Source organism: Virgibacillus proomii (assembly GCF_018916875.1).
Classification (GTDB): Bacteria; Bacillota; Bacilli; order Bacillales; family Amphibacillaceae; genus Virgibacillus; species Virgibacillus proomii_B.
On record NZ_JAHLNO010000004.1, the window covers coordinates 189692 to 208432 of the forward strand.

At 34.1% G+C, this 18741-nt stretch carries 13 protein-coding genes, 2 pseudogenes and 2 riboswitches; of the genes and pseudogenes, 10 read left to right on the plus strand and 5 right to left on the minus strand.

Features of this window, described 5'->3' with window-relative positions:
• Together KQI21_RS02110 and KQI21_RS02115 are read right to left on the minus strand one after the other, a co-directional pair.
• Window positions 1–932, minus strand: a pseudogene (locus tag KQI21_RS02110) (ring-cleaving dioxygenase).
• Window positions 933–979: 47 nt separating this feature from the next.
• Window positions 980–1423: a MarR family winged helix-turn-helix transcriptional regulator gene (locus KQI21_RS02115; protein ID WP_216482353.1), complete on the minus strand. Its 444-nt coding sequence runs from the start codon at window positions 1421–1423 to the stop codon at window positions 980–982.
• Window positions 1424–2218: 795 nt separating this feature from the next.
• Between KQI21_RS02115 and KQI21_RS02120 the strand changes: the two genes are divergently transcribed.
• The 6 genes from KQI21_RS02120 to KQI21_RS02145 all read left to right on the plus strand — a co-directional run bounded on the left by KQI21_RS02120 (window position 2219) and on the right by KQI21_RS02145 (window position 10363).
• Window positions 2219–3256 carry a DUF1646 family protein gene (locus KQI21_RS02120; protein ID WP_216482354.1) on the plus strand — a complete coding sequence of 346 codons (1038 nt, stop codon included), beginning with the start codon at window positions 2219–2221 and terminating at the stop codon, window positions 3254–3256.
• 206 nt (window positions 3257–3462) lie between these two features.
• Window positions 3463–3559, plus strand: a riboswitch (guanidine-I (ykkC/yxkD leader).
• 63 nt (window positions 3560–3622) lie between these two features.
• Complete coding sequence (locus KQI21_RS02125; protein WP_216482355.1) at window positions 3623–3964, plus strand: DMT family transporter; 342 nt, start codon at window positions 3623–3625, stop codon at window positions 3962–3964.
• Window positions 3964–4278, plus strand: coding sequence for a DMT family transporter (locus KQI21_RS02130; RefSeq protein WP_216482356.1), 315 nt, complete (start codon window positions 3964–3966; stop codon window positions 4276–4278). Before KQI21_RS02125 ends, KQI21_RS02130 begins: the two co-directional genes overlap by 1 nt.
• Window positions 4279–5999: 1721 nt before the next feature.
• The gene (gene cypC, locus KQI21_RS02135) at window positions 6000–7262 is read left to right on the plus strand and encodes a CYP152 family fatty-acid peroxygenase CypC (protein WP_216482357.1); all 1263 of its coding nucleotides are present in this window, start codon (window positions 6000–6002) and stop codon (window positions 7260–7262) included.
• A gap of 1181 nt (window positions 7263–8443) precedes the next feature.
• Entirely contained in the window at window positions 8444–9337 is an 894-nt protein-coding gene (locus KQI21_RS02140) for a LysR family transcriptional regulator (protein ID WP_216482358.1), read from the plus strand.
• Window positions 9338–9421: 84 nt separating this feature from the next.
• Window positions 9422–10363 (plus strand): NmrA family NAD(P)-binding protein, encoded by a 942-nt coding sequence (locus KQI21_RS02145; protein WP_216482359.1) that lies wholly within the window; start codon window positions 9422–9424, stop codon window positions 10361–10363.
• A 640-nt stretch (window positions 10364–11003) separates the two neighbouring features.
• Here KQI21_RS02145 and KQI21_RS02150 read toward each other — a convergent pair.
• On the minus strand, window positions 11004–11444 hold the full coding sequence (locus KQI21_RS02150; protein WP_216482360.1) for a Dps family protein: 441 nt from the start codon (window positions 11442–11444) through the stop codon (window positions 11004–11006).
• A 770-nt stretch (window positions 11445–12214) separates the two neighbouring features.
• Between KQI21_RS02150 and KQI21_RS02155 the strand changes: the two genes are divergently transcribed.
• Window positions 12215–12406: a hypothetical protein gene (locus KQI21_RS02155; RefSeq protein WP_216482361.1), complete on the plus strand. Its 192-nt coding sequence runs from the start codon at window positions 12215–12217 to the stop codon at window positions 12404–12406.
• 255 nt (window positions 12407–12661) lie between these two features.
• Here KQI21_RS02155 and KQI21_RS02160 read toward each other — a convergent pair whose 3' ends face one another.
• Window positions 12662–12874, minus strand: coding sequence for a spore germination protein (locus KQI21_RS02160; RefSeq protein ID WP_216482362.1), 213 nt, complete (start codon window positions 12872–12874; stop codon window positions 12662–12664).
• A 408-nt stretch (window positions 12875–13282) separates the two neighbouring features.
• Window positions 13283–13494: pseudogene (ymaG, locus tag KQI21_RS15965) on the minus strand (inner spore coat protein YmaG).
• A 334-nt stretch (window positions 13495–13828) separates the two neighbouring features.
• Between ymaG and KQI21_RS02165 the strand changes: the two are divergent.
• The 3 genes from KQI21_RS02165 to KQI21_RS02175 all read left to right on the plus strand — a co-directional run bounded on the left by KQI21_RS02165 (window position 13829) and on the right by KQI21_RS02175 (window position 18737).
• Complete coding sequence (locus tag KQI21_RS02165) at window positions 13829–14062, plus strand: glutaredoxin family protein (RefSeq protein ID WP_216482674.1); 234 nt, start codon at window positions 13829–13831, stop codon at window positions 14060–14062.
• Window positions 14063–14961: 899 nt separating this feature from the next.
• Window positions 14962–15045, plus strand: a riboswitch (cyclic di-GMP riboswitch).
• Between the two features lie 513 nt (window positions 15046–15558).
• Window positions 15559–17082 carry a VanW family protein gene (locus KQI21_RS02170; RefSeq protein WP_216482363.1) on the plus strand — a complete coding sequence of 508 codons (1524 nt, stop codon included), beginning with the start codon at window positions 15559–15561 and terminating at the stop codon, window positions 17080–17082.
• Complete coding sequence (locus KQI21_RS02175) at window positions 17082–18737, plus strand: GspE/PulE family protein (RefSeq protein WP_216482364.1); 1656 nt, start codon at window positions 17082–17084, stop codon at window positions 18735–18737. Before KQI21_RS02170 ends, KQI21_RS02175 begins: the two co-directional genes overlap by 1 nt.
• Window positions 18738–18741 lie beyond the last annotated feature (4 nt).

Genomic DNA, 18741 nt, shown 5'->3' on the forward strand with positions numbered 1-18741 from the left:
TTATGCTTCCTCCAATGGGTGTAATTTTGCTTCAATTTCGACACGGCGGCTTTCTAAAAGTGGTGGTAAATCCAGGTGTTGACCAAGAGTTTCTATATCTCTATCAATTGTAAATCCTGGGCCGTCTGTTGCAATTTCAAATAAGATTCCGTTGGATTCTCTAAAATACAAACTTTTGAAATAGTAACGGTCAATAATTCCAGATGAATGAAACCCCCGCTTACGAACTTTTTCGTCCCAATAAGCTAGCTCTCTCTCATCTTTCACCCGAATAGCTAAATGGTGAATACTGCCTCGACCTGGTTTTTCAGGAGGACCTTCTAATGATTTGACCACAATTTCACCAAAAAGTTCACCTTTTATTGATTGAAAGATTGCTTCTTTGTCTGATCGCAAGATTTCTGTGTAACCAAATACTTCTGTTAAAGTACGTGCCAGTTTATCTAAACGACGCACTGTTATTTCAACAGAACCCATCCCTAGAATCTGATGTTTAATTGGAACGGTTGAGTTTTCCCATGCTTCCCAATGTGCTATTTTTTTACCATTTGAAACGAGAAGTACCATTCGTAAACCTTCTTTATCCTCAAAGTGTAAGGCTGAATGATTAGCGTATGTTGTTATTTCACTGTGTTTGATTTCATATTGTTCAAAACGTTTTTTCCAATACATTAAACTTATTTCAGATGGCACTAGTAACCCGATTTGTGTAATTGCATTCGTTCCGCTATACGTACTTCCGACAAAGGGCATTTCAAAAAAAGATAACTACCAGTACGATCTCCATAAAACAAATGGTACATGGATGGATCATCTTGATTGACAGTTAATTTAACCCTGCGTAATCCTAAAATCTTGTGATAAAAGAAATGATTTTGCTTCGCATTTTTTGTAATCATCGAAATATGATGATGTCCTGGGATGATATATATTTTTCCTCCTCCATTCATTTGACTAATCAAGTGAAAGAATAAAAAAATTATCTGTTCTTTGACAGCTTTTTTTCACTGTTTTTTTGTACACGAGACATAAGTGATAACAACGTTTTTTGTTCTTCTTTTGTTAAGCAATCTTCAAAAAATGACGACTGAAATGCAAGCTGAGCTTTAAATGCTTGATCTAATTTTTTTCGTCCTTTAGTTGTTAAAGAAATAGTTTTTGTTTTCCATTCTTGTTTGCGTTGGATTAGTTTATCTTTTTCAAGACGTGCAAGCATTCGTGAAATACCGCCTTGGGTTACCGTAACTTTTTCTGCAAGTTCACTTTGGGTTAATGGTTCATATGTTGATATTTGAATTAACACATCAAACTGTGCAGCTGTTAAATCATATTGCTTTAAAAATTCATTTGATAGCTTGTTACTTTGATGTGTAAAGCGTGTAATTCGTAACCAAATAAGTGAACCAAGAGTATTTTTTTTCATTTTGTCCAACCCTTTCTTTTTACATGAGTCAATATCAGTTTACTACTCAAGTGATGAGATTGCAAGTATAAAACTTAATAATGTGGGGAAAGAGGTTAAGATAACTTTGATTATCCTTCATAATTATACCTTTTCTCCCCATATATGAACATAATCTTTTCAATGTTCTAGTCCAATTTTTTAAAAACCTAAGAAGTTGTGTCCATAATACTATACCACCATTATTAAGTAACTGATAACGATTTAATGCGTTCATTGATAAACACAAGGATGACTGTCCGGTTCGAACTAAGTGTTTTATCCTTGGCATTTCTAAAAGTACGTATTACCAGTCTTTCAACAAAAATGAATCGTAGTCAAGAAAACCGTGAATATACTAAAAATCAAATATATTTAGCAGAATAGTAGAGAACGCTATGTTGCACCAAAGATTTATGTTACTTAGAAAGCAAGGCTATGAGATGCCAAACCTGTAAAAAAGGCTTCTGTGTTTAATTTTTGTTGGGAAAATCGCTAAACTTAAAAAATATATAATGAAAAATTAAAGATGCTGTGTTATACTATAATAAATTAAAGCTATACTTAGGAGGAGTCTGCCACCAAGGGGGAATTATGTCTTTTGGTAACGGGCTCTTTTTTGTGTTTTTTAAAGGGAGGTGAGGCTAATACGTTAGAATCAGATACTATTATTTATAAAAAAGAGTCTAGTTAAATTTTTATAAAGTAGTTAAATAATTTTAAACGATAATGAGGAATTTTAGATGATGAAACAACTACATAGGAGGATATTGCATTATGATTATTGGATTAACAATAATATTAGTACTTGTACTGTTTTTGCCTTTTACAAAAATTGTCGAACGTAATTTGGAAGTATTTTTATTTATTATGGGGGTCTTATCCGCATTGGTTAGTCAAGTCTTAAATAGGGACTTGATAAATGAGGCCTTAATACACCCAATAAACATTACATTGGCAGTTCTAGTTGCTGGTCTTTTGTTCAGGTGGTTCCAGGGTACAATTAAAAAAGGAGTATTAGGTATAAGCAAAGCGATACCATATCGCTTGTTTATTGCATTATTAGTAATTATTCTTGGATTGATCTCTAGTCTGATTACCGCTATTATTGCTGCAATCATTCTTGTTTCTGTCGTCAGTGTTTTGGAAATGGATAAAAAATCAGAAATTCGCTTGGTTGTTTTAGCATGTTTTGCAATTGGAATGGGTGCTGCACTTACTCCAATTGGTGAGCCACTTTCAACAATTGTAGTGAGTAAATTAGACGAAGATTTTATGTATTTATTTCAATTAATTGGTGTATACGTAATCCCAGGTATTATAGTTTTTGGGATATTAGCTGCATTTATGGTTAAATCAAGAGAAGAATCAAATACAATATTAGTACAATCTGCACCGAGATCCACTAATCAAGAATCTCAGGTTGAATCATATGCGGAAATAATTATTCGCAGTTTAAAAATTTATTTATTTGTTATGGCTTTAACTTTTCTTGGTGCAGGTTTTCAACCTTTTATTGAGAAGTACTTAATCGACTTAAATCCATTAATATTATATTGGATAAACATTGTCTCTGCCGTTTTGGATAACGCTACATTAGCGGCAGCAGAAATTAGCCCGGTAATGAACGAGACGACAATTAGGGATATTTTACTTGGACTACTGGTCAGTGGAGGAATGCTCATACCAGGGAATATTCCAAATATTATTGCTGCTGGAAAGCTTAAAATTACAAGTCTACAATACGCACGTTTTGCTGTTCCAGTTGGCTTAATTGCTATGGTAGTATATTTCTTTGTAATCCTTGTGATTTAATTCCTAAAAAGCAGCAGGATTGAAAATACCAGTAGTTATTAATATCCATAATTTTAATCGCAATTTAATGGTAAGGAATGTTTTGTTTACAGCCATATTTTTATAACCCGGTATCGATTAATTAAACAATATCACTTGTTCCTTTTTCAATACTTCAATCTTGAATAAAAGTTTGTATGTGTGTATAATCGAAATTAATTCTATAACCAAATGTTTTCTAGGGTTCCGCAACAAGTTGTTGGTCTGGTCCAAGAGAAAACTCACAGCCTTGCTGTGACACGGAAGGATAAAAGCCTGGGAGAAACTGTTAAACAGTTTTTCTTAGGTTTTTTGTTTTTTTGAGTAAAAAATGGAGGTGTCACTTAAATGAATAAAGACTGGGTGAAAGTATTTATTGCTGCTTTTTTTGAAGTTTTTTGGGTTATTGGCTTAAAACATGCTAATAGCATTTGGGAGTGGACTGGGACTGTTATTGCTATAATCATTAGCTTCTATTTAATGATTATGGCTGGAAGGAAACTTCCTGTTGGAACCGTGTATGCTGTTTTTGTAGGATTAGGTACTGCGGGAACTGTTTTTTCAGATATTGTAATTTTTGGTGAACCATTTAAAGTAGCAAAAATTATATTGATTTTAATTTTATTGGCAGGGGTAATTGGTTTGAAATTAGTTACCGATGATAACGTCAAGGAAGGAGATAAAACATAATGGCATGGGTTTCTTTGGTTGTTGCAGGTTTCTTTGAAATGTTTGGTGTTTTAATGATAAATACGTTGCATAAAAATCGTAATTGGCAATCGTTGGTACTTTTAATTTTTGGATTTGGAACAAGTTTTCTATTTCTTGCACTTGCAATGAAAACATTGCCCATGGGAACCGCATATGCAATTTGGACAGGTATTGGTGCATCTGGCGGAGCAATATTAGGAATGGTTTTATATGGTGAATCAAAAAACTGGAAAAGAATTGTTTTTATAGCAATGGTATTAGGATCCGCTATCGGTTTAAAACTAATCTCGTAAAGAAGGGAGTTATCATTGCAGGTATGTCAGAGGTTTTCGTATGCTCATGCTTGGCTGGACAGACGGAAATACTTTTATTCCATTGGTTCCGAGAAAAGGAAGAAGTGCCATCGACAAGCATATAGTCGGTTATAAGCTCGTAAGAAGGCTGTAAAAAAGTCAACAGAAGCGATGTTCAACCTCCTGGGTAAGGTGAACTCACTGCAGCTATTTATCAAAAACACTGCTTTTTTAATAGTTGGTTTGCTTATCTCAAAGTGATTAAACGAGTCGTTTCTGACTCCCCCTCTTCAAGTATGCTCAAAAATATGCACTGTGTTTATTATATGTATGAGGATGAAGAGTACACACTAAGCCAGCTGTATAAGAAAGTTCGAAAAAAGCGTGGACGCGCTATAATTCTTACTTCTGTCGTGGTTGGTTTAGGCCTGAAAATAAAGGTAACAATATACAAGTCCGCATTGTTTTTGTGCGGGATAGGAACCGCAAAAAAATTAGAAATTCGACCTCTCCGCTATTTGGTATGGATGCGGCCGTAGTCTAGGAAATTTTATACGGAGTGGCGGCATGATAGCATTGCATGTTTGAGCCAATATCCCTTGGTACTGGCGTCTTGGTTTAATGGATCATGCCCGCAGAAGCTCCGTATCAAACCGAATGCGATTGGTTGAGTTTCTAAAGGAGTTATTTATTCAATTGTTTTCAAGCTTCATTCATCATACAAGCACAATGTCTGAAAATAAGATACGGTCAAATAACTATAAAAGGTATTTGCCGCATCAGTCGTATCAATGCTGTAAAAATTGAAGTAAGTAAAGGCTTTACGTTATAGAAACGCCTGATATGTGAAGAGATCACAGGAAAAACTGTAGTCTTAACACATACGAAAGCAAATATAGTACGGGGAAATGATGTATTTATTGGAGAAACATTGTGAAATTGAGACTTTATTTTATCAACATCAATACACAATTGCACGTACTGCAACCGTAATGCAGATCGTAAAGGAGACGTTATAAATTTGGGGCTATCGCTTTTTTGCTGTACTTGGTTTACTTGTATCCGTTGTGTTATATATTAGCTTAATAGGAAGTGTAATTTTTGGTTAGGCGGTAGTGTTTTGCGTACAATTGGTGTAGATCAAATTGAAATGACATTTATGCCGAATACGCCAACCTTTTCAATGATAATTAAAATTAGCTGCATTTATCCATGAAACGAGAATCATAAGAATATGATGTATTTTTTTCGGTCCATTGTTTTATCTTTAGTATAAATATGTAAGAGAGTCAGGAATCAGATTTTGGCACCGCTTTCTTTGCGGGAGAAATAGACCCAAACTTAATTTGTGATATTGTTAAATGGTCAGGCATTCAATCCCCTATAATCTGATTTTAAATGATCGCGACATATGGCAAGTGTGGTAACTGATGAAAAGTTATAAAGCTTTTATGACAATGTTCCGTACATCAGTTAGTTTTATTTTCTTTTTTAGAGCAAATCGTGCTGATAGATTTTACGAAAAAACCATTTATTTCATAGTGCAATGCCCATCCATAAATTTTACTAAGAAGAATTTATGGTGTTTTTTTATTTTTAATTCGAACGAATGCTTTTAAAAAAAGAAGGGTTTTTATGCTAAATCATATCGATTTTCAGCATAAAATTAAATTAGTCACAAACAATAAAGACTGTTATTAATGGAAAATGGAGATGATCAGATGACAAATATTAGAGAAATCCCCATGGAAGAAGGGGTAGATAATACTTTAAGCTTGATTAGAGAAGGATATATGTATATTTTAAACAGACGTAAAAGTTTTAATTCTGATATCTTTACAACCAGGTTATTTGGAAAGAAAGCAATCTGCATGGGAGGAAAAGAAGCTGCAAAAATTTTCTATGATGCGAAGAAGTTTAAGAGAAAAGGCGCGGCTCCAAATCGAGCAGTACAAACATTGTTTGGCAAAAATGGTGTACAAATGTTAGATGGAAAAAATCACAAACATCGTAAGGAAATGTTTATGTCCATCATGTCTTCTTCAAGACTTGATAATCTCAGTGATGTTACTAAAAGACAATGGGAAATAGCTATGAGTAAATGGGAGCAGATGGATGAGGTGATTCTTTATAACGAAGTAAAGGAAATGTTGTGTAAGATTGCTTGTGAGTGGGCTGGTGTACCTGTTCAGGAAAATGAAGTAAAAGAATTAGCACAAGATTTAGGGGCAATGTTTGAGTCGCCAGCTACCATTGGACCAAACCATTGGCGAGGAAGGAATTCACGGAATCGCGTAGAAAAGTGGGCAGCTGAACTTATAAATAAGGTTCGTAATGGAAAAGTAAAGGTTCCAGAATATACTGCATTACATACATTTTCTTGGCATCGTGATATAGCTGGAAATCTTCTTGATGCTAATATTGCTGCTGTTGAAGTGCTTAATATTTTACGACCAATTGTTGCAATCGCAATATACATTAACTTTCTGGCATTGGCAATACATCATTATCCAGAGGAAAGAAAGAAACTGATCTCCGAGAATGAGGAAAGATATGCTGACATGTTTGTACAAGAAGTACGAAGATTTTATCCGTTTTTTCCATTTGTTGCGGCACTGGTAAAAAATGATTTTACATGGAATGGCTATAAATTTGAAAAAGATACATTAACTTTGCTTGACCTTTATGGTACTAATCACGATTCTAAAATATGGGAAAATCCGGAAATATTTCAGCCCAATCGTTTTGCCAAAAAGGAGACCAACCCATTTGATTTTATTCCACAGGGTGGTGGCGAATATTTTATGGGACATCGCTGTGCTGGTGAATGGGTGACTATCGAAGTGATGAAAGTGAGTCTGGATTATCTGGCTAAACGAATGAATTATGATGTGCCTGATCAGGACTTAAGCTTTAGTATGGTAAGAATTCCTAGTATCCCTCATAGTAAAGTAATTCTTAAAAGTGTGAAGAGAAAAATATAATCACCTTTGTTATGATGTTAGCGGGATTCAAAACGTTACGGAATAACGGTATCTAAGTTGACACAGATACAAATAAAATATATGTAGATAGGTTAACAGATGCTCCTGTTAAAAAATCAAGTTTAAAATACTACACTGTTAAATCTATTGATTTGGTTAGTGAACTAGCTGTTAAATATGGTGGCCGCAGAAATAAATTTAAAAATGAAGTAACCTGTCTAAACCAATAAAATTTACGTTGGTTAGAAATTGCGTCTTAAATAACATCAGCCCCTCTTTGTTGAGGGGGCTATACATAAGATGGGATGGGTATCTTTTTTAGTTTGTACAGGATAGTTCTTTTTAAACAATGAAGGACAAAGGTTCAACTTTGTTAGAGGTGTATATGTACGATTTTCTTTAACACTTACCAATACGTATAACAGAACAGCTGTTGTGACTAATAGAATAGCCACAGCAACTTTTCCTCGATTGCTTAGCCCAGTCTACACATTCTACCTCCATCTTTCTTCGTTTATGTAATATTTGATTTTGAGAGATATATAATCCTATAAGGTCACTATCTAGAAACCACATATAGAACAAGTATAAGTTGAAGGATTTAGAAATAGTGACAATTTTACACTATATTGAATATAAAGAACCGAAAAAGCAAGGATATAAAAATGTAATAAAAAATAGACCATTGAATCACAGTGGCAATAAAAAGATGAAAAGTGTAAAATCAGAATAGGATAACTAAGTAAATCTTCATAAAAAAGGTTTTGGAAAATTGGTAAAGTTAAAACCAGAGGTGACGTAATTCATTAGTTAATATGTGAAGCTATCAGTTGGTTTTATTCTGCATGTAAGGTGCCGAAGACTCCCGCTTCAAGATCCTGAGTTGGTACAAAAGGGTCTAAGTGGGAGAAAACGACACCTAAATGTTCGATTCGTTCAAGGGCTTTTAGGTCATACCCTTCTAGGTACTAACATACAGTAGGAGATGGAAGAAAACTCCTACTGTATGAAGTTTCACTTTATAAACGAAGAATTAACAGTATTATTAGTAAACATTTTTCCTATCATACAGTGACAGTAAATGAACTGGAAAAAGTATATATTCGTAAAAAAATATACAAAAATACAGTATCACATAGAAGGTTATAATATTACAAAACATATTAAACGGGGTTTGTAAGATGAATATTGAAAAAGTTAAATATTTTATTGATTTAGTAGAATGTAGAAGTTTTACTGAAACAGCAAAGAAGAATTATGTATCTCAAACTACCATTAGTCAACAAATTGCTTCACTTGAAAAAGAGTTTGACATGCAATTAATTGACAGAAAACAAATTCCTATTGAACCAACACAAGCTGGATCGATTTTTTATGAAGAGGCGATTGTGCTCTGGAAGCAATACAATCATATGCAAGCTCAGATGAGGAATTATCAGCAATGTCATACTCAACTATTGTCTATAGAATATTCGGCTTTGACGGATATTCAAGTTTTATTAAGTTTTATTACCTCGTTCAAAGAACTGAATCCAACGATTAACCTAAAATTAAATAAGGTATTGTTAAAGGATATTTCAGAATTCCTAAGAAAAGGGATATATGATGCTGCAATTGCTGTTGATTCAGAATTTAAAGGAAAAGAGGATATTTTAACACATACATTATACAGAGGAAGATATTGTGCGGTTGTGGGTAAGCAGCATTCCCTTTTCCATAATAGGACTATTTCAAAAGAAGAACTATATAAATATCCACTTGTCATGCTGAATTCAACTGCGATTGGAACCTCCTATTATTTAATGATTCAAAATGCGATAAAGGATGGATATGAGCCAAATATACTGCAAATGGTCGATGATGTCGAAACAGAGTTATTTTATATCGTAACAGAGAATTTAATTGGGTTTTTACCAGATAATTATAGCCTTGCATACCCAAAAGATGAGGTTCGATTAATCCCATTAAAAGATTCACATCACACTTTTAAAATAGAAATAGGCTATTTAAAAAATAATACGAATCCATCATTACAACGATTTCTTCTTCAAATACAAGATTCGTTTCCCCAATAGGTTATAAGTTTTTTGTATTTGATTTTGTTCAGTGCTTCACTTAATGTTTAGTTATAGATACTTTCAAAAGGAGTGCTAGAAATTATGGGGAAATTATTATTGACTGGTATTGATGGAAATTTAGGTAGGCAAGCAGCTGAATATTTATTAGAATTGGTTGATAAAGATAAAGTTATTTTTTGCGGCTATAATCCTACAGCTTTAAAAAAGTACGAAAAACAAGGTATTGAAACACATGTGACCAATTTTAATAAATTGGATGGGCTAGCAGACGCTTTTACTGGTGCGGATAAACTTGCTTTAATATCTATGCCTTTTGTTGGATTAAAACGTCAACTTGCACATAAAAACGTTATAGACGCTGCTAAGAAAGCTGGCGTAAAACAAATCATCTATACATCATTAGTAAATGCAGCGGATAAATCAAATCCAAGTGTTGAAAAAATTGATCATATTTATACGGAAGAATACATTAAAAGTATCGGTTTAGATTATATTTTTCTTCGTAATTCTCAATATGCCGAAGCAATGATTTCAAATTACTTCACATATGTTAAGGGTGATGGAGTACTAAAAAATAGCCAAGGTGATGGAAAAATGGCATATATTTCACGTAAAGATTGTGCAAAAGCTGTTGCATTTTCGATAGCATCTAATGAGTATCAAGAAGCTATTTTAAATATTAATGGACCGGAACTAATGACCATTTCTGAGTTTATAGCAATTGGAAATAGAGTTACGGGCAACCATGTAACTTATGAAGAAATTACGGATGAAGAAAATTATGCTATCTTTGATGCAATGGGAGTTCCTAGAACAACTGATGGTGAATTTAAAGAAGGCTCCGAGGCTCCATTTTCATCAGATGGTATGGTCACTTTTGCTCAAGCTATTCGTTTGGGAAAAATGGATGTATTTACGGATGACTTTAAGAAACTTACAGGTCAAGACTCTCTTACAGTGGAATATATGTTTGAACATGCTAATCAATTTCAAATAGGTAATCGTCATTCAAAAGATAACTGAACAACTAATAACATTAACAAAAACAAGCCTATTTTATAGCTAGAACGGATTTATCCTATATCTAACTTGCCGTAAGCCTACCACTTCTGTATATACGAGGAGTCTAGGGGAGATAACGGTACCCAAATATTCACTATTACATTGGCTGATTCTTTTCCGATCGCTTCTTAAATAGTAGCTACTCCATATATTGTTTTAAAGTGGCAAAGTGTTTTTCAATATTCGTTCATCAATGTAAGCTGCTGCATTCATTAGAATATAGTATAAAATACTCCCACTCCTGTACATCCCGGTTGAAAATCATTGCTGAAGTTAGTGAAACAAAAGCATAAATCTTCTACCAAAATTGTAGAAGTATGAAGGTCAACCATTAGCAGAAAATTATAGTGAAGTAATTTTTTTATCATTACTAAGTAAAAGTTTGAGTTTATTGGATAAATAGAAATAGTTTTAATTATATCGTATTGACAACGCGGTAACAAAGTAAAAATCAACATCCGTTAATTTTCCTTATTATAAAAATAAGGAATTATATTTAAAAAGGATAATCTATAAAACTGCTAAAATAGTTAATCATAGAAACGCAACAAATGCTAGGCACCATCCATGGGGATAGTCGTCCTCATGGATGGAAGTATCCTTATTTTGCATTGAATGCATTTAGCATCCATATATGTTGTTCTAATGAAGTTTTTATGCCGATAAATAGATCACTTGTAGGCTGATCTAGTAAATCCTCTGCTGCTTCAATAATCTCCTTGGAGTCATCAACAATTTTTTGGAAATCTTTAGCTATTTGATCCACCATCTCATTGGCTGACTCTTTTCCGATCGCTTCTTCAATAGTAGCTACTTCCATATATTCTTTTAAAGTGGCAAGCGGTTTTCCTTGAATGGTTAAAATTCGTTCAGCGATTTCATCAATGTAATCTGCTGCTTCATTATAATATTCTTCAAACTTCTCATGTAGTGTAAAAAATTCCGGTCCCTTTACATACCAATGATAATTATGAAGCTTTGTATTAAGTATATTCCAGTTGGCAAGTTGTTTGTTAAGTGCATCGATTAATTGTTGATTCATCTATCCCCACTCCTTGTAATTTATTTTATTTCAATCTATATTATACACTTAAATTATAATATTATCAAATAATAATAATTATAATAAATGCAACTGATAATCTATCAGAATTAGCTTCTATTGGGTTTGTCAGATGAAATAAGCAACTCTCAACGAGAAGATTTTGATAAATAGCCAGTTCCAGTTGCATAATATACAGAAAAAAGCATATTATGTATAAAAATAAAGGCCGGCTGATTGTCTTTATAATTCCGTTCTCAATAAGATTTACTTATAAAGTACAAATAAAGAGGGGGAAAAGATCGCTTTATTCTAGACAAATAGTAAATATATATCAAAAAATTATTGAAAAGCAGAACTTCTTTACTAAAATTTATCCAACTCTGCATCAACAGTTTAGTGCTGAAAACTTATTCGCTTTTATCGAGCTAACAAACAGCATGAATCATTCAATGATGAATTATTTACAAGCGAAAGGTCTACAATTGACCTATATCGATCATATAATTAAAGGCTTATATAACACTTGTCAAAATTTAAATAACGGATTATTGATACTATCCGTAACCTCCGTCGACCAATATAAACAGGCAGTCCCAAAGAAAGCAATTTGTTTTATATACAAATAGGAGCTTTAATACCGGAGATCATGGTAACACTAGATATTTCTTTACTTGCCAATCCATCAGCAATCGAGGATTTTTTATTAAATGGAATGACAATCGCCAGGATTAATTATGCCTTACGGAGATTGGTATGATTGGGGGGAATTGATCAAAGTAATTCGACAAGTGGAGAAGGAACTGGAATTAAGCGGGTTTAATTTACCAAAATGTAAGATCTATATGGACTTAGCTGGTCTTAAAATTAGAGTCAGTCCAATTCAAAGTGCTTTTCTTTACAAGGACATGGAAAGCTGTGACAGCGACACATCGCGGTTTTTCAAAGGCTCGAGATTATAGCCTTTGATCTAATTCTTTGCCGTAGGGAATAAAGGAAAAGCCTTACGGAATGAAGTTTTACTTTATTTATGTTTTAAAATTGTCGTTAAAAATATTTTTAAAAATATTCGGTGTAAATTACTTATGAACTTCCTTGTATAAATTGATTTTTATTATAACAAGTAATTTCATTGTGTTTACACCGAATGTTTTGTTTTTAACGTCTGAGCAGGAAATGATGATGCATAGGTACATAAAAATATTTATAATTTAAGCTTAGAATTTGGATTGATCGCTTAAGTCAGGATCATAATGGTTAAAAGAACTGGAGCGACTACTTACACTAATGGAATCACCTGTATTCAATGCTCCAGCTCCAGTGTTTGATTTACTAGTATCGGATGGTGACAAGCTATAGATATCACCGACATTTACTAGTGAACCAGGTCCTACACGTACTACTTTTACTGGCCCTACAACGGAAGACATGTTTTACCACCTTCTATTAAATTCGGTTTATTACTTTATGATATGATATTCACCTATTATTTGTGCTTTTTATTATTTTTTAGATTAATTATTTTATGAGGTGTTGCAGCAGCCTATGTGCCTTGAGGAGATGTCAAATTTGGTAAGATGATTGTAATAAGAAAAAATGCATAAAATAAAAGTGTAATAGTGCAAGCCAATGTCTTTTCTTATATGATCTCCACAACCTTTAGTTTTTTAGTTACACTTCCAGCTTGCGCTTTTATTCACTTTAATTTAGAGAAACATAAAGAAAGCAGGGAATAGCTGCATGAATCATTCACTATCATTTATTAACGTAAAAAAGTTTGATAGATGGAAGCAGTATTTTAGTTGAAAGGAAGAATGTAGTGCCTCTTCAAAACAACATTAGCCATAATAACCTGGCCCGTAGCCGTAATATCCGGGACCATATCCATAATATGGACTAACGAGAGAAGCACCTAGTAAACCGCCAGCTAAGCCTCCTAAAAATAGACCACCAAAAAAGGCCTCCTCCAGAAAAATGGTCTGCCAAATCCAAAAAATGGTCTATCGAAGCCAAAAAAAGGTCTGCCAAACCCCCATCCCCAAGGTCGAATTACCTTTCATCATTTGACATTTCATTCGTAGCTAAATCATCATGGTATGATTCATTGTTCGCTAATTCGTTATGATTTACATCTTGATATTGTAAATAATCCATCATTTTACCCTCCTATCCGCGTATATGATGTGGTTATTCATCTAATAATAAAATGACTGGGCTTTTTTTATCTGAATTCGCAATTTTAATGATGTTTTGAAAAAGCAAATGGATGTGTTATTAAAGGGGGTGATTGTCTGTTTGAGATAGTTAGAGCAGGCTACTTGATTTTATACCTATAGGGGTATAAAATGAGGTTAAATGAATATGAAAAGGAGAGAAATAATATGATGGCTACGGCTGAAGTATATGTAACATCAACATGTCCATTTTGTACGATGATGACAAATTATTTAAAAGAAAATAATATCCCTTATAAGACGATTAATATTGAAACAGATCAACAAGCTGCCAAACGTTTAGTTGAAACAACAGGGCAACTGGGAGTCCCACAAACAAAAATTAATGGAAAATGGATCATTGGCTTTGACCCAAACAGGGTGCAGCAAGCTTTAAAAGGATAAGCAATTGAAGAAGAAAAACATCATATCTTGTAAGAGTTGCTCTTTATCGGAATTACCCCAAGATAAACAGACGAAACACCTCGTTTCTTTTTGTCCTGGTCATTATGGCTTGTTACTAACGGCGATTGTCATTCTGATTATGCAATGGATGTAGTGACAAAATATAAATCCATTGATATAGCTGCCCGATTTAAAAAATGTAGTGGGCAGCTTTTTTATACTATAGGAAAGTATAAAATTTTAGGGTTTATCCCGCATGTAAGGTGCCGTAGGACTTCCACTATAAGATCCTGAGTTGGTACAAAAGGGTCAAAGTGGAAGAAAACGGCACCTAAATGCCCGATTCGTTCAAACTAACATTCCGTGTAAAAAGCATTCCACGGAATGAAGTTTCACTTTATAGTATAAGAAAAACTACAGCTTTCGCTAAGACTTGGCGATAAGCCAAGTTTTTCTAACATGAACATATCCGTTTCTACGTGGCTATTTTCTTGAAAGGCTACTTCGTCTAGCTTATGTGTTCGTGCTTCTAACAAACTTCGATCTTCCTTTCTACGGTAAATCACCATCGGTTCGAATCTAAAGGAAGGTCGACTAAAGCGGGCTGATTGCTCAGGCGTCGGCATACCCCTGTTTTAGAGGCATGTTTTCTTTATCTTATTAGAAGTCTCCGGTTTGCACATTGCTAACCGATCGCCTACGCTTTTGTTCCATATAAAAAATTTAAACGCAGAAGTAGAATTAATATTTGAAAAATCTTTAAGTGTGTTATTTATATGTTTTATTGTCGATTAATAAAATACTTCTTTATGTTTTATATAAACAATTGACAAGCAAAGCTGAATGTTGGTAATATATACCTATACACTAAATGATTCTAAAGTACTAAAAAAGTGAATAAATATTGAGGAAGCAACGATATGCGATTGTAATTGGGCGCCTGAGATCGCATGGAGCTAGTGGTGCAACCGGCCTCTACGTAAATCATTGTATTTATGTAGGGGCATTTTTTTGTACTATAGGAAAGTATAAAATTTTAGGGTTTATCCCGCATGTAAGGTGCCGTAAGATTCCCACTTCAAGAGCCTTTAGTTGATACAAAGGGTCAAAGTGGGAGAATACGGCACCTAAATGCCCGATTCGTTCAAACTAACATTCCGTGAAAAAGCATTCCGCGGAATGAAGTTTCACTTTATAGTATAAGAAAAACTACAGCTTTCGTTAAAGACTTGACGATAAGCCAAGTTTTTCTAAAAAAAACAAATCGTTTGGATCGTTTACATGGTTAGATATACATATTTATCAATTTATAGAAAACCTACATTTTTAAATAGGAGTCTAAAGCCCCTGTCGATAAATAACAATACAATGAAAACGTTATACTAACGGAGCTTCAAACGGAGAACAGGTAGAGTTAAGTTACTTATCTATTTAGTGTAGAGCTGATAGGGAGTCTCAGAAACGGGATAAAAATTAGAAAGTGATGGGATGAATTCATGAAATTAAAACAATTTATTCTTGCATTAATAACTTTCTTTTCAATTAGTATGGCAGCTGCTTATTTTTCCATTAGTCAGGCGGAACCTAAAAAGGCTGATGGAGAATATATAGCTGGAATTTCAGTACAGGATCTTTCCAAAGAAGAGATTCGCACTTTAATAGAGTCCGAAGTGGAACAATGGCAGCAAGATAGTGATTTTCTTATTGCTAAAAGTGAATATGAACAGTGGAAAATTCCAAAGGCTATGTTTGATTTTTCTATTGAGGATACATTGAAAGATTTAGAAGCAGAAACGAAACGACGTTGGAGTAATTTTTTAAGAAAGCCGGATCATGTAAATATACCACTAAATGTAAAAGTAAATTTATCAGCTGATGAAGAACTTATGTTACCGGCATATATTGATGTAAAAGCAGTTCTTAAACATGCAGAACAAGTTGCCAGTCATCTGGGGAAAGAAAATATAGCACTGGAGTATAAACAAGATCCCAAACAAATTTTTGAAAAAGTAGCTGATATTAAATTAAATGTTACGAATCATTCAAAAACTTTCATGGAGTACGCTGCAAATAATATAAATGGAACAATTATTGAACCATATAGTCGGTTTTCCTTTATCGATATGCTTCATATGAACGATACTCTAGCTTATTCACAAACGGATATAAATCTGTTGGCATCAGCCATTTATAGCTTAGCTTTGCAGACAAACGTAAAGATTATAGAGCATCACGTAAAAAATATAATGCCTGACTACACGGAAGCAGGGCTTGAAGCAACGGTTAATAAGAAAAATAAAAATCTTATCTTTTATAACCCAAACCAATCTGCTTATTTACTTCAAGCTGAGTTTAAAAAAAGACAATTGCATTTTACATTACATACATTTCCAAGTGATAAAAGATATGCTTATGAAATTACCAATCGAAAAGAAATAAAGCCAAAAACAATAAAACGATATAGTCATAAATTAGCTCCGGGCAAAAAGGAAGTAATTCAAGCAGGAGTTGCAGGGGCAAGCCTAGATGTTTATCGGGTGAGTTATCAAGGAGATGCCGAATTAGATCGGGAGTTCATTCGCAGTCACTATTATCCACCAAAGCATGAGATTATTCTTTACTCTTTGCAAGAGAGGAAAAATGATGAAGATCAACAAGATAACCTAGCTAAAACAAATGAGACCACACCTGAAGATCTCGAAATCGCAAAAGATCTTAATGAAACAGCAGAACTTCCTGAATTTTCCTTGAATACAAGTGATTCTGTTAAACAAGAAGAAGAATTTGAAAAGGTAAAGAAACATTACTGTGAAGGAGAAACAGTGAAAAATAAAATGGGAGAGTTTTTAAATGAAGCGCCTGAGTTAAAACAAATGCTTTGTGAAAATGACCAGGATGATTTAATAGGATTGTTTATCGAATGGTTGAAACTAATGGAAACATTAGATAAGCAGTTAAATGAACAGTTAATCATTAAAGAGAAAAAAACAGATAACCGAAAGATAGAGGAGCAGCAGTAATGGCAAGAAAACGACTAGGTGATCTATTAGTAGCATCTAACTTAATAACGGAAGATCAATTGAATACGACACTAGCCAATAAAGACAATGAAGAGAAGCTGGGGGATGCACTTTTACGCGAAGGATACATTACAGAGCAACAATTAATTGAAGTTTTAGAATTTCAGTTAGGTATACCTCATATTAACTTGTCGCAATTCTCGATTGAGCAAGAGGCAATTCAACTTGTACCAAGAGAGTTAGCTAGACGCCATGATGTAATGCCAATACGAACAGAAGATTATAAATTGTATGTGGCTATGGCAGATCCAATGGATTATTTTGCGATTGAAGAATTGAGAATGGCAACCGGTTATCAAATTACTCCGGCCATTGCAACGAAAGATGATATTTTCCAATCGATTACAAAGTACTATGATTTACAAGAATCATTGGCTGATGTATTTGATGATATGGCGGAGGAAGAGCAAGTAGCCGAGACTGGAATAGCAGATCAAGATTCACCAATTGTTCGGCTTGTCAATCAGATCATTGCCAATGGAGTCGGTCAGCGGGTTAGTGATATTCACTTTGATCCGCAAGAAACGGAGCTGAGAATTCGCTATCGAATCGATGGTGTATTACGGACAGAGCGTTCTTTGCCAAAACATATGCAAAATGTTATCACAGCAAGAATTAAAATAATGGCAAATTTAAATATAACCGAAAAGCGTTTACCACAAGATGGAAGAATTCAAGTAAATATTGATTTTAAACCAATCGATATTCGTATTTCTACTCTGCCCTCCATGTATGGAGAAAAAATTGTTATGCGAATTTTAGATCGAAGTAATGCGTTTGATGATTTGGATAAGCTGGGTTTTAATGAAGCAAATTTACATGCATTTACGAGTATGATTGAAAAACCAAATGGAATTGTGTTAATTACAGGTCCAACTGGTGCCGGAAAGTCCTCCACTTTATACGCAGCATTAAATCGCTTGAATAAAGAAGACGTAAATATAATCACGATCGAGGATCCGGTGGAATACCATTTGGATGGGATAAATCAAGTTCAAGTGAAGGAGCAAATTGGCATGACATTTGCGCATGGGTTGCGGTCGATTTTACGCCAAGATCCGGATATCGTCATGGTTGGGGAAATACGTGATATAGAAACAGCACAAATTGCCATTCGGGCATCTTTAACAGGACATTTAGTGCTTAGTACGTTGCATACCAATAGTGCACCGGCAGCGTTAACACGGTTAATTGATATGGGAATAGAACCGTTTCTTATTGCGTCATCTTTAACGGGAGTGGTGGGTCAAAGACTCGTTAGAAGAGTATGTCGTGATTGTCAAATCGAAATCGCTCCAACAGAGCGAGAACAAGCTATTTTTAAACAGCGAAATATAAAAGTTTCTAAGGTAGTCAAAGGAAAGGGATGTGTTAGCTGTGGCATGACCGGATACCGGGGCAGGTTAGCCATTCATGAAGTACTGGTGGTAGATGAACAAATTCGTACATTAATCATGCAATCAGGAAATGCTAATACAATTCGCGAGCATATTGAAAGTGCCGGAACAAGGTTATTAATTGATGACGGATTAATGAAGGTAGCTCAAGGATTAACGACAACAGAAGAAGTATTGCGCGTTGCAGCTATAGAATAGGAGT

Bases quoted from the DNA above. Each gene is read 5' to 3' on its own strand.
- KQI21_RS02115 (WP_216482353.1), bottom strand. From the start codon at position 1,423: ATGAAAAAAAATACTCTTGGTTCACTTATTTGGTTACGAATTACACGC.
- KQI21_RS02120 (WP_216482354.1), top strand. From the start codon at position 2,219: ATGATTATTGGATTAACAATAATATTAGTACTTGTACTGTTTTTGCCT.
- KQI21_RS02125 (WP_216482355.1), top strand. From the start codon at position 3,623: ATGAATAAAGACTGGGTGAAAGTATTTATTGCTGCTTTTTTTGAAGTT.
- KQI21_RS02130 (WP_216482356.1), top strand. From the start codon at position 3,964: ATGGCATGGGTTTCTTTGGTTGTTGCAGGTTTCTTTGAAATGTTTGGT.
- cypC (WP_216482357.1), top strand. From the start codon at position 6,000: ATGACAAATATTAGAGAAATCCCCATGGAAGAAGGGGTAGATAATACT.
- KQI21_RS02140 (WP_216482358.1), top strand. From the start codon at position 8,444: ATGAATATTGAAAAAGTTAAATATTTTATTGATTTAGTAGAATGTAGA.
- KQI21_RS02145 (WP_216482359.1), top strand. From the start codon at position 9,422: ATGGGGAAATTATTATTGACTGGTATTGATGGAAATTTAGGTAGGCAA.
- KQI21_RS02150 (WP_216482360.1), bottom strand. From the start codon at position 11,444: ATGAATCAACAATTAATCGATGCACTTAACAAACAACTTGCCAACTGG.
- KQI21_RS02160 (WP_216482362.1), bottom strand. From the start codon at position 12,874: ATGTCTTCCGTTGTAGGGCCAGTAAAAGTAGTACGTGTAGGACCTGGT.
- KQI21_RS02165 (WP_216482674.1), top strand. From the start codon at position 13,829: ATGGCTACGGCTGAAGTATATGTAACATCAACATGTCCATTTTGTACG.
- KQI21_RS02170 (WP_216482363.1), top strand. From the start codon at position 15,559: ATGAAATTAAAACAATTTATTCTTGCATTAATAACTTTCTTTTCAATT.
- KQI21_RS02175 (WP_216482364.1), top strand. From the start codon at position 17,082: ATGGCAAGAAAACGACTAGGTGATCTATTAGTAGCATCTAACTTAATA.